The sequence below is a fragment of the Pontibacter sp. FD36 genome, assembly GCF_015686655.1.
Lineage (GTDB): Bacteria > Bacteroidota > Bacteroidia > Cytophagales > Hymenobacteraceae > Pontibacter.
In genome coordinates this window covers 228,376-240,934 of the sequence record NZ_JADPMP010000005.1, presented here as the reverse complement: position 1 = coordinate 240,934, position 12,559 = coordinate 228,376, and the positions used below count along the sequence as shown (strand labels likewise).

Here is a 12,559-nt window from a genome sequence, read left to right as displayed (position 1 = left end):
GGAACAAACCCTATCGTTGATTGACGGGTAAAGCCTTTGCTGCAAAGGTATCGAGCAATTGGATCAGGTCAGGTATACACTCAAGGTTAAGCGTATGCCCTACGTTAGGGAGAATCTCCAACTCGGCATACGGCAGCGACTGGTACATGGCGCGGCCCATCTCCGGGGTGCAGAGCATATCCTCCTGGCCATGCACCACCAGCACCGGCACCGGCACTTTCCTTAACTCTTCGAGGTAGTTGCCGCTTTCCTCTGTAGCACGTACCAACTTGAGCAGTCGCTCCGGCGTCGGGCTTTGACTCGTTTTACTGTTCTTGAGATTCTCGATCGTAATGATTGGATTGAGAAAATAGCTCCTACCCAGCACAAAAGGCAACATCACATCAAGCATCAGCGGATAGCCGCCCGCTAGCAGAGCCTGTTTCCAGCTAGCCCCGATAGCGTCAAAATAGGCATCTTTATAAGGGAAAGTAGAAAGCAGCACACCCCGTTGCACTAGCTCCGGATGATGTACCAGAAACCGCTGCGCCACTGCACCACCATAGGATATGCCGACCAGTATTGTCTCAGTGGGCAGCTCTAAAGCCTTGAGCAAATCAGCCAGATCAGCCGCGTGGTCCTCAAAACTGCGGTGCTCCGGCGCTTCATCCGATTGCCCTTGAAATATTAAATCCACCAGCACCAACCGGTATTTTTTGCCCAAATTATGCACCAGTCCCGCCCAGGCTGCGGTTGATTGCGAGAGCCCGTTCAGGAACACCATTGCTTGAGAAGCTTCAGCGTTTCCGTGCAGTTCGTAGTGCAGTTCCAATCCGTCGGGTAGGCGATGTCTCATGGCGTTGTCTGTTTAGGTTGAAAGGTTGATGCCTAATCTAAAGGAAAATTCTTAAAGGCAGGAGGTGAGGTATGGTCAAACAGGACGGGCTTCAGGTGTAAGCGCAGATTTTCGTGGTGAACTGCTTGTGAAAAACCGACTGTCTATACTCACGCTCATTGTAGCGCCTGTGTAACTTGTCGGCTTTTGCAATGCTAGTTTGCAAGCGACCTATGACCTATACCTTAAGCTACCTGATTTGTCTATTAACAACATGAGCCTCTATGCTTAAACAGAAGAAGGTATAAGTATAAATTTTGACAGCAGCCCTCAAGCCATATTTAACGGCATGCAAACGTCGGTTTCAGGGATAGATGTGTTTAGCAAATTTCGCTTTCCAGTTGCAGTTGTTTATCGGTAGACTGTTCAGGTATAACCAGTGGTACAGTAAAATAGAACCGACTGCCCTGCCCCAGCTCGGTTTCTACCTGAATCTTACCGCCATGGCGCTCCACAAAATCGCGGCAAAGCAGCAGGCCCAGGCCAGTTCCTTTTTCATTGATGGTGCCTTTGGTAGCTTTGGCGGGTGTCTCCAGCTTAAAGAGCGTAGCCAATACATCGGGGCTTATACCGGTGCCCTGGTCGGTTACGGCGATTGTCACCATGTTGCCGGGACCTTCTGCAGCGGTTACTTGGATAAGGCCACTTGGGTAAGAGAATTTAATGGCGTTGTGCAGCAAATTTCGGATCACAAAGTCGAGCATGTGGGCGTCGGCGCGAACCTGCAACGCAGCTGGCACCTCTACCTGCCAACTGATCTGCTTGGTGTCAGCAGTGTCTTTAAGCAAGGTCACGTTGCGGTTCACTAGTTCTTCTACCGCCAGTACCTCTGGCTCGAAGCGCACATGATGCCCCGAGGCTGTTTGCGCCGTAGACCACTGCAACAGATTCTCCAGCAAGGCCTGCAGGTTGCGCACCGACACTTGGGTATGCGTGGCCAGTTTCTGCATCTGGTCCGGCTTCATCTTATCCGAGAAGTTGACCAGTATGTTAAGGAAAGACTCCAGCGTGGCCAATGGCGTACGGATGTCGTGCGAGATGATGGAGAAGAAGCGATCCTTAAAATAGTTGAGCCGGCGTAGCTTGTGCTCTGAGGCCTTTAGTTTGCGTACCGTGTCTTTGAGCTCCTGCGTGCGGTGACGTAGTGCGGCCGTACGATTGGCGACCATTACTTCGAGCTCGTTTTTCTGTTGCTCGATCAGCAGCTTTCGCTCCGTTTCTTTCTCGCGCTCCAGTCGCTCCTTCTCGAGCACTTTGGCATTGAGTTCACTCGTCACAGTGTTGAGCCTATAGGCCAAACCGAGCGAGAACAGCACTACCTGTGCTACCATACCTACCTGCGCGGCATACACCGTTACGATGGCATCAGGCACCAAGTGATTCTCCTTCAGGATAAACAGCAAAGCGCCCACCACAAAAAATATGTTGGCGATCAGGAAGTAAAGTGCCGGCCTATATCCTTGTCGCAGCGACTGTATACTTGTCAGCACCATGGCTACCAGCACCAGACCACCAATGATGCCAATCAGGCTTACGCAGGCCTGCAGCAGGTCCAATGGTGTGAGGTACGACAGCAGGCCCATCCCAACCGGCAGAATATAGAGCAGGGCCAATAGCGTGAGCGCCTTGTCCCAAAGCGGCATGGTGCGCTGGGTGTTGAGGTAGTGTCGCGTGAAGAGCACCCGGAACAGGCCGTTGAAGGTGACGATGAACGGAAAACTGTGCGCATTCCAGAGCGGGGCGTTCGGCCAGAGCAGCTCAATGGCAAAACCGTGGTAGAACATAAAGTACAGTCCCGTGCCCAGCAGCGCCAATACATAGTAGAGGTAACTGCGATCGCGCACCGAGGCGAAGAGCACCAGGTTATAGAGCGTCATCACGAGGATGATACCAATGAAGATGCCCTGCCCAAACAACCTGTTGCTGTTCGCGACGCTCACCTGCTTTGGCAACAGCAGCTGTATCCGCAGCGCCTGCGGCTTATACAAGTTGATGTCACCCTGCAGCCGCAGGTATAGTGTGGTGGTGCTGTTGGGTAGGAGCTCTAATAGAATATAAGATTTGTATGAAGGCACATCGCGTTCGCCTATAGGCAGGAGTTGGCCAGTGCGCTTCATGGTATAGCCTGTTTCATTTTGTTGATAAAGCTCGAGATGACTCCAATCGCCGGCGTAGAGCAGGCGTGTTAGCTCACGGTTGCTCGGGTTTCGCAACACCACCCGTACCCAATGCACCGTTTTACCCGGTTCTAGCACGGCATCGGGATTGTTAGTCACAAAAGACCGATCCTCCAGCTGATCCACTTTCAGTCTGGCGCTCGGATCGTGGTATACCTGCAGGGCATCCGCCACTACTTGTTCTGAAGCCGTTACATCCACTGAGTTTGGTGCCTGGGCTCGTGCGTGCAATGCTGCTAAGAGAAACAGCAGCAAAGCGAGCACCTTGAGCAGGTGTCGCAAACAACAGGTATAGCGGAGCAAGTGCATACGTCAATTTACAAAATAATCTCAGTTATACTATACTTCTGGAAGTGGAGCATTTCACCTATAGAATCATTTTGCTATATTTAGCTGACGTACCTGACCGATTTCACTTATACCCTACCTATGGCTCGCCTGAAGTTAATGATTGCAGAAGATGATGTGGTGATTGCCCAGAACCTGTCGCTCTCACTTGAGTCAATGGGCTACGAAGTGTGTCAGGCGGTAAGCTCAGGCGAAGAGTTGCTCTTGCAGGTGCACCAGCATCAGCCAGACTTAATCATTCTCGATATCACGCTCGACGGCAAACTCGACGGCATCGAAACAGCCGCTATGCTGGCCAAAGCGACAAAGGTGCCTTTTATCTTCATGACGGCTTTCTCGGATAAGGAAACCATCGACCGTGCCAAGCAGACCAATCCGCACGCCTACCTGGTGAAACCTTTCGATGCCCGCACCCTGCAAAGCAGCATCGAACTGGCCATTCACAATGCCGGTACCCGCCAGTTGCAACCGGACCAAGCTGCGGCTATACCTGCCCAGCCTTCCGACACCGTGGAGGCCGACAATTTCTTGGTACACGACGCCCTGTTCGTGAAGGTGCGCAACCGCCTCGAAAAGGTCATGCTTGAAGACATCGTCTGGGCCGAAGCGCAGGACATCTACTGCAATATCAAGACCCGCACGCACCTGCATTTAGTGAGCCAGAGTCTCAAAAACCTGGAACAACGTCTGCCTGCCAATCAGTTTATGCGCGTACACCGCTCCTACATCGTGCAGCTCACCGCCATCGAGGCCATTGAAGACAACAACATCCTGATCGGCGGCAAGCAAATTCCCATCGGCAACACCCACCGCGATGCCTTGCTGAAGCGACTGCAGATTCTGTAGAGTCAGAGGCTTTAAAAGCTAAAAGGTTGGAAAGGTATAGCCTGTAGGAATAACGACCTGTCTGAATCGTGCATCTAACAGGAAGCAGTCAACAATTCAACCATTTGAAGACTAACAATTAAATATCCCACCTTAGCCCTTGCCGATTTCACCTCAAATTATTCCCGTTTGGCAAGTATAGGCTTCTGTTAATGTTTATTATTAGCTAAATTAATTCAAGATTTCCTTAGCAATAATACCATTCGCACATGAATAGTCTGGCATCATCGGAGCTTGTGACAGCTGGTTGGGTACTTGTACTCGCCTACGCAGGCATTATCCTGTTTTTTGTGATACGGGGTGCGCTGCGCATACGCTCCATCTCTGACTATGCCCTCGGCAATGTGGCTTTCTCGCCAGTGGCAGTCGGTTTAGCACTAGCCGCCTCTATGACGAGTGCCGCTACTTTTATCATCAACCCGGGTTTTGTGGCCCTTTATGGTATAAGCGGTGTTATCTCCATGGCTATCGCTTTGCCTCTGGCGGCACTGGCGTCGCTGGTAGTACTCACCAAGGGCTTCCGCAAGATGGGCACTGCCGTGAAGGCACAGACCATGGCCCAGTGGATGGGGCTTGTTTACAAAAGTCGTGGTTATGCCATGTTCTTCGCTTTTCTGTCGCTCTTACTGATCACCTTTATTGTGTTGATTTGCGTGGGTCTCACTAAAGTATTGGCCAGCGTGCTCAACCTCAACGAACTGCATGTATGCGTGGGCATCGTGGTGTTTGTGTTTGGCTACATGATGTTCGGGGGCGCCAACTCCATGGTCTACACCAACATGATCCAAGCGACGCTTATGCTGATTGTGGCCTTTATACTTTTAGGCTCCGGCTATCAGCATTTCAGCGACGGCGTACACGGCTTTCTGGATAAACTCGCGGCCATCGACCCGCTGCTGGTCTCGACTACCAATCCGCAGAGTTTCCTTTTCCGCGATAATTTCGAGATTATATTTTGCCAGATGATCATTGGGGTGGCCATCGTTTGCCAACCGCACATCATCACTAAGTCGCTCTTGCTTAAAAACGATAAGGACGTCAACCTGTACCTGCTGACGGGTGTACTAGTGGAGGCGCTGTTCTTCTTAGTCGTGTTTGCCGGCCTCTATGCCCGCCTTTCCTTCCCGGACCTGATGGTTAACGGACAGCCATTGCCTGTCGATGGCATCATGTCGGCTTATGTGGTGCGGGAGTTTCCGGTGTACGTAGGGCTATTGCTGGTGCTCGGTCTGATTTCAGCAGGACTCTCTACTTTAGAAGGCCTGATCCAATCACTCTCCATAACCATTACTTCTGATATCCTGACCCCAATAGTAGGCAACAGCATCAAAGAACGTGGTGTAGTGGTAAACCGACTCGTGATCGTGGTACTGGCTGCCGTTACCATCTGGCTGACTTTTGACCAATTGCAGAACCCGAATCTGAGTGTGGGCATTTTCGCGCAGAACGGGGTATACGCTTACTTCTCGGCGGCTTTTGTGCCCGTGCTCTTTGGTATGTTCCTAAAGCGTGTCCCGCTCATTGCACCGGTAGCTGCTTCTCTTACATCTGTTATCGTGCACTTTGGCGTGTACTACGGCGGCCTTACTACCTACATGCAGGCGCCCGTGCGCAACCCAGGTATAGCTGCCGCACTGGCCATACTCGCATCCGTGGTGGTGGGTCTTATCTTTTATTATGTGTTCCGAAAGCCTGCCTTAGAACCAGCAACCGAAGAACCTTCACTTCTAACAGAACCGACTTATGAAAGTGAACTCAAAAACTAAGCTTGTACTAGCCGCTTGTGGCTTGCTATACCTGCACACGGCCTGCAAGTCAACACAGCCTGCCGCAGCTTCAACAGGTATGGACAACACCACCAGTACAGAAACAGCCAGCACGCAAGCGACTGCCAGCACATCAGCCACTGCCCTTGCACCAACTGCTGACCCTGTATTCGAGGGCCTGAACTACAAGTATGCGGTCAATAAAGTGACGCTACTTGGTGGCACACGAATCGCCTATACCGACGAAGGCAAGGGCCCTGAGACGCTTATTTTCATCCACGGACTGGGCAGCTACCTACCCGCCTGGGACAAGAACGTGGCTGAGCTCAGCCAGCACTACCGTTGCATTGCCATCGACCTGCCCGGCTATGGTAAGTCCGACAAAACAGGTATAACAGCAGGTATGGCGACCTATGCAGAGGATGTGTTAGCCCTGATGGATGCCCTGCAACTGGAGCAAGCCACGCTGGTCGGTCACTCCATGGGCGGACAGATTGCCATTACCGCCGCCCTGAAAGAACCACAGCGCATCAAGCACCTGGTGCTGGCCGCGCCCGCAGGTATAGAGACGTTCACAGAGCAACAGAAACAGCTCTTTAAGATGACCGTGACGCCCGAGAGTGTGCAGAAGACCTCTCCTGAACAAGTAGCGGCCAACTTCAAAGTGAATTTTCACCAGATGCCTGCTGATGTGCAGTACATGATCGACGACCGTCTGAAGATGACCGAATCAGCTGAGTTTGGAGACTACAGCACAGCTGTGGCAGGCAGCGTGGCAGGTATGGTCGATGAGCCGGTGTACGAGCAACTACCGCAGGTGCAGGTGCCGACACTCATCATATTCGGAGCGCAGGACGCCCTTATACCTAATCGTTACCTCAATCCAAACCTGACAACCCAAGCCGTAGCCGAAACCGCTCGACAGCGCATACCTAACAGCCAGTTGGTGATGTTGCCCGAAGCAGGACATTTTCTGCAGTACGAGCAAGCCGATGCATTTAACAAAGCTATCCGGGACTTCCTGAAATAGCACCTAAACGATAACCTTAAACATCTAACCTACATTGCCATGAAAAAATTTTACACTCTCCTGTTTGCACTCCTTGCAGTGACGCAGGTAGCACTCGCCCAAAGCGGCAGTGTCAAAGGCCGCGTGCTCGGGGCCGACACCGGGGAGCCCCTGACCGGGGCCACTGTCTTGCTCGAAGGGACAACCAAAGGGGCTTCCACCAATGCTGCCGGTGAGTTCAGCATCATGGACGTGCCTACCGGTACCTATAATCTGCGCATTTCCTATGTAGGGTATAATTTCCCAAGGCAGTCTATTACCGTAACTTCAGGCGGGATCACCGACATCGGCACTGTCACCATGAACATGACCAATATGGTAGGTGAAGAGATTGTAGTAACCGCTTCCCGCAGGCCTGAGAAACTGACCGAAGCCCCTGCAGCCATTAGCGTGATCTCCTCCCGCGACTTGACGGAGCTGCCTTCTTTCAACGTGGGTGAGTTGCTCAACAAGGTACAGGGGGTAGAAGTGGTGCGATCTGGTGTGGCCGGTATCGGCATCAATGCCCGTGGCTTCAACAATGCCTTCAACGTAAAGATGTTCCAGCTGACCGATGGTCGTAACTCGATGTTGCCAGGTGGCACCGGCCTTCCGGCTGGCCTTTATAACACCGTGATAAAGGAAGACATTGAGCGTGTGGAAGTAATTCTGGGTCCATCTTCAGCACTGTATGGCCCGAATGCGCACAACGGTATCATCAATACCATCACCAAAGATCCGCGGCGCTATCCAGGCACAACCGTAACATTGGGTGCCGGCAACCAAAGCGTGCTCACAGCCCGCGCACGCCATGCAGGGGTCATCAACAGCAAGTTCGCTTATAAGGTGAATGCAGAGTATACCGAAGGCAAGGATTTTGAGTTCATTGACACTGTTTACAATGCCACACTGGGTGCATTGCCTGAGTACGACGTGGATTTCAACTTCAACTTTAAACGTGCCAATGCCGCCGTCTACTACACTCCCAGACAGAACATGGACATCATTCTGGACTATGGCATCGGGCAGGGTTCTAACATTGGCGTGACGAACAACGGTCGCAACCAGATCAACGGCTGGACCTTCCAGTACCTGCACGGCCGCATCGTGACGCCACGCATCTTCGCGCAGGTATACAACACCTGGAACGATGCCGGTGATACTTACCAGATTAATGCCCGCACAACCAACTACCATACCTTGCGTGCCTTGGGCCAGTCACAGGACGTAGCACACGAAAAGTCGAAAACCGGTGCTCCGGCAGGTTCGCTATACCCTGGCTCTCCAGCCATCGCTTTCCCAGGATTCATCGACAAGAGTCACCGCCTGAACGGGGAAGTGCAGTACAACAACAGCTACGCCGGTTTTGATGTGATCACAGGTTTGAGCTTCCAGCGTGACGTGGCTTACAGCCGCCAGACCTACCTCGATGACCGCAACGGCAACATCATCCTGAACCAGTATGGTGCCGTAGCCCAAATTGAGCGTAGCCTAGGTGACAGAGTGCGTGCTGTCGTAGGTGCCCGACTGGATCGCCATGACAACTATGGTACACAGTTCAGCCCCAAAGCTGCCCTAACCCTGAATGCGCTGGCAGGTACTTTCAGAGCTACCTATGGCCGTGCTTATGCAGCCCCCTCTATTCAATTCCAGGAGTTTTATCTGAACAATGGCGCACTGGCTATTTTGGGTAGCGGCGCAGGCCTGACAATTCAGAATACGGAGACAGGTGTCACTCGCGAGATCCCGAAGCTAGAGCCAGAGCGTGTGCAGACCTTCGAACTTGGCTATAAAGGCACTCCTACCGACAAGTTTTATGTTGACCTGAGCACCTGGTACTCTATGTCACAGGATTTTATTTCTCCCCTAACAGGCATCACCCCGATCATGGGCAAAGAGAAAGTGATCCGTAAGGGCTCAGAAGATGTAACAGAAGCTGCTTCTAACGCCCTTAACTACTACCTCACCTACCTGAACTATGGTAATGTGAACTCTTGGGGAACAGACCTTGGCCTGAACTATTACCTGAGCAACAACTTCAGCATTGGCGCCAAGTACTCTTATTTCAACTCCGATATTACGGACCGTGATAACCTGGACAATGACGCAAACGGTGACGGCAAAGTAACGCCGGCCGAGAGCAGCCTGAATGCACCAAAGCACCGCTACAACTTCAACTTCACTGCCCGCGACCTTTTCAACAACAAGTTCTTTGGCTCTGTGAACGTGCGTATCCTGCCGGAGTATGACTTCTTCTCGGGTTCACAGGTGGCATCCCGCGAAAACCGCGAGCAGCGTGTGGCACCGCTCCTTTACAACTACGGTCCGCTGGGCGGCTTCACCTCGGTGGACGTGAGTGCTGGCTACCGCTTCACACAAATGATCACACTAGGTGCCAGCGTATCCAACCTGTTTGATGCTGAGCAGCGCGAGTTTGTAGGCTCACCGGTGATCGGTCGTCTGTACTCAGTTGAGCTTCGCTTCGACTTCGGTGGCAAGAAAAATAAAAACGACGTTAGGTAGATAGATTAAGGTGAGAACAGGGCGTCCCGCAAGGGCGCTCTGTTTTTTGTTTGTCAACTTTCCACTTATAAGATCTTACAAATGAAAAATGCAATCATCACAGGCGGCACCAGTGGCATTGGCTTAGGTATAGCCCGCTTATTTGCGGCCCAAGGCTACAACCTGCTACTAAACGGGCTGGAGAAAAATGGCCAGCAGATTGCCGATGAACTGGCCCAGGAGCACAATGTAAAAGTAATGTTCTCATCCGCTAACATGCAGTACCCAGAACAGATCCGGGAGATGGTGCAGCAGGCCGAGCAGGCCTTTGGGCAAATTGATGTCCTCATCAACAATGCAGGTATACAGTATGTCGCTCCTGTAGACGAGTTCCCAGAAGATCGTTGGGATGCGATTATTGCCATTAATATGTCTGCTACCTTCCATGCTTCCAAGGCAGTGTGGCCAGGTATGAAAACACGTGGCTTTGGCCGCATTATCAATATCGCTTCGGCGCATGCCCTTCGTGCATCTGAGTTTAAGGTGGCCTATGTAGCCGCCAAGCACGGCGTAGCAGGTATAACCAAAGTGCTGGCACTGGAAGGAGCCCCTTATGGTATTACCTGCAATGCCATCTGTCCGGGTTATGTGCGCACCCCACTTGTGGAGGCGCAGATAAGTAATCAGGCACTAGCTCATCAGATGTCAGAGGCAGAGGTCATCGAAAAGGTGATGCTGAAAAAACAGCCTATCAAGCAATTTGTAGAAGTTGAAGCGCTCGGTAACCTAGCGCTATACCTGGCATCCGATGCGGCTAGTCAGTTGACAGGTGCCATGCTGCCCGTAGATGGTGGCTGGTCAGCGCAATAAGCTATACCTTAGTTCAGTCCCCAGCTGATCTTAATATAAAAGCCCCGGCTCTCCTGAGAGAGCCGGGGCTTTTATATTAACCTTAATTTATTACTTACTAATGATCTTGAATTCTGTACGTCGGTTCACCTGATGGTCTTCTTCTGAACATTCCACATAGTCGGCGCATTTGTTACGCAGCCTGGTTTCGCCGTAGCCTTTCGCTACCAGTCGGTTGCGTTCTATACCTTTCGATACAATGTAATCCACGGCAGCCTGTGCTCTGCGGTCTGACAGATCCTGGTTATACTTGCGGGTCTGGCGGCTGTCGGTGTGTGAGCTCAGCTCGATGCGGATCGTTGGGTTGGCCTTAAGTATACGCACCAGCTTATCAAGCTCAATGGCAGCATCCGGACGGATATCATGCTTGTCGAGATCGTAGAAGATGTTCTCCAGCACAATAGGCACGTTCGGTGTATCGCGGTACATGATCATCTCTACCAACAGCGAGTCTATGCTGAAACGGCAATCCGGTGTGAAGAGGATCGTCTGCGTCAGGTAGCCTTTCTTGCTGCCACGGATCGTGTACTGCATACCTGCCTCCACTTTATAGTTGAAGTTACCAGTCGAGTCAGAGTGCGTTTCAACCATGGAACCTACGTTCTCTTCAAACAACTGAAGCAACACATTGTCCACCATCACACGTTTTTTGATGTGCGTTCCTGGCTGATCTACCATCTCGTACGTCTGTCCAACCAGCGTACATTCCACGTTCACTTCTCTGAATTTGTAGATATTGTCGTAGCCGGTCTCGCTTGTTCTGCCGGATGACAGCCAGCCTTTGGTGCCTGAGCTGTCTACTACGATACCCAAGTCATCGCGGGAGGTGTTGAGTGGATACATTAGGTTCTGCACGCGTGTCCAGTTACCGTGCTCTCCCTCTGCTCTAAATATGTCCAGACCGCCTAGGCCTACATGTCCGTCAGAAGAGAAATAGAGTTTGCCATCAGCACCAATGCTCGGGAAGCTTTCACGGCCACTCGTGTTGATCACTTCGCCTGCGTTTACAGGCTCACCCCAGCTGCCGTCCGGCTGACGCTCACTGTAGTATATGTCGGTTTCACCTGCCCCTCCTGGCATATCAGACACAAAATAAAGCACCTTCCCGTCTGGTGTAATGGCAGGATGCCCTACAGAATACTCTTGTGGCTTATTGTATTTGAAAGGCTTCACATCTACCCACTCATCGCCATTGCGACGAGCCATAAATATCTCATGACGATTAATGTTACCGGTGCCTTTGCCATCTCCTCTGTTCACCCAACTGGTCGGGTCAGTGTTTACTTTGGCATGGCTACGCTTCACACTGTTGGTACGCGTAAAGTAAAGGGTGTTTTCCTGCGGCAGGAAAGACGCCGGACCGTTATGAAAATCAGTGTTGATCTCTTTGCTAAGCGGGCTCGGCTCGTTCCAGGTAGAGTCTTCGTTCATGCTGGCGTAGTAGAGCTGCACAAAGCCATTGCCGGTCCAGTTGAAGCGTTCTTTTTTCTTTCCATTCTCTGCCACCAATCTGTCGGATGCGAATACCATATCGCCGTTTGGTAACTGAATAGGGCTGAAGTCAACCCCAGAGGAGCTGAGGCTTTGCTCGGTAGAAATTTCGTAGGAAAGTGGTCTGTTCGTCCAGAATATAGCTGAGTCGCACGAGGCCACCAGTGCCATGGCTTTGTTGGCCTGCTCCGGCACACGACGGGCGTAGCTGGTATACAGTTCCTTGGCCTTCTCATAGTTACCGTTGCGCTTGGCTGCTTCGGCATAATAGTAAATGCTGGCTGGCGTTACGTTCTCAAAGCCGGCAGCCTGTGCATACCAGAATTCTGCCTCCTTGCTGTTGTTCATCAGGCGGTAGCTGTCTGCTATGCGCTCGAGCAAATAGGCGTCAGGCTCTTTGCGCTCCATCAATTTTTTGTAAGCGTCGAGCGCCAGGGCATACTCAAAACTATTGAAGTGTTTGTCAGCCTCCTTTATCTCTTTTTTCTGCGCAGCAAGTGGCTGCGCACACACTGTCGCCAGAAGAATCAGTAGGTATAGGAATCGTAATCTCATGTCT

At 51.7% G+C, this 12,559-nt stretch carries 8 protein-coding genes; 5 read left to right on the top strand and 3 right to left on the bottom strand.

What is annotated here, in order from left to right; translation table 11 throughout:
* Window positions 1–10: 10 nt before the first annotated feature.
* Window positions 11–835, bottom strand: coding sequence for an alpha/beta fold hydrolase (locus I0P70_RS08910; protein ID WP_196116845.1), 825 nt, complete (start codon window positions 833–835; stop codon window positions 11–13).
* A gap of 359 nt (window positions 836–1,194) precedes the next feature.
* Entirely contained in the window at window positions 1,195–3,333 is a 2,139-nt protein-coding gene (locus I0P70_RS08905; protein ID WP_230392081.1) for a sensor histidine kinase, read from the bottom strand.
* 147 nt (window positions 3,334–3,480) lie between these two features.
* On the opposite strand from I0P70_RS08905, the gene I0P70_RS08900 reads away from it, so the two are divergent.
* The 5 genes from I0P70_RS08900 (at window position 3,481) to I0P70_RS08880 (ending at window position 10,470) form a co-directional block, all read left to right on the top strand.
* The gene (locus tag I0P70_RS08900) at window positions 3,481–4,245 is read left to right on the top strand and encodes a LytTR family DNA-binding domain-containing protein (protein WP_196116841.1); all 765 of its coding nucleotides are present in this window, start codon (window positions 3,481–3,483) and stop codon (window positions 4,243–4,245) included.
* Window positions 4,246–4,493: 248 nt separating this feature from the next.
* Window positions 4,494–6,050: a sodium:solute symporter gene (locus I0P70_RS08895; protein ID WP_196116839.1), complete on the top strand. Its 1,557-nt coding sequence runs from the start codon at window positions 4,494–4,496 to the stop codon at window positions 6,048–6,050.
* A complete protein-coding gene (locus I0P70_RS08890; protein WP_196116837.1) occupies window positions 6,028–7,080 on the top strand; it encodes an alpha/beta fold hydrolase in 1,053 nt (350 codons plus the stop codon). The genes I0P70_RS08895 and I0P70_RS08890 overlap by 23 nt, the downstream gene beginning before the upstream one ends.
* Before the next feature lie 39 nt (window positions 7,081–7,119).
* Entirely contained in the window at window positions 7,120–9,621 is a 2,502-nt protein-coding gene (locus tag I0P70_RS08885; protein WP_196116835.1) for a TonB-dependent receptor, read from the top strand.
* A gap of 81 nt (window positions 9,622–9,702) precedes the next feature.
* On the top strand, window positions 9,703–10,470 hold the full coding sequence (locus I0P70_RS08880) for a 3-hydroxybutyrate dehydrogenase (protein ID WP_196116833.1): 768 nt from the start codon (window positions 9,703–9,705) through the stop codon (window positions 10,468–10,470).
* Window positions 10,471–10,560: 90 nt separating this feature from the next.
* Here the strand turns inward: I0P70_RS08880 and I0P70_RS08875 are convergent, their stop codons facing one another.
* Window positions 10,561–12,555: an OmpA family protein gene (locus tag I0P70_RS08875; RefSeq protein WP_230392080.1), complete on the bottom strand. Its 1,995-nt coding sequence runs from the start codon at window positions 12,553–12,555 to the stop codon at window positions 10,561–10,563.
* Window positions 12,556–12,559: the final 4 nt, after the last annotated feature.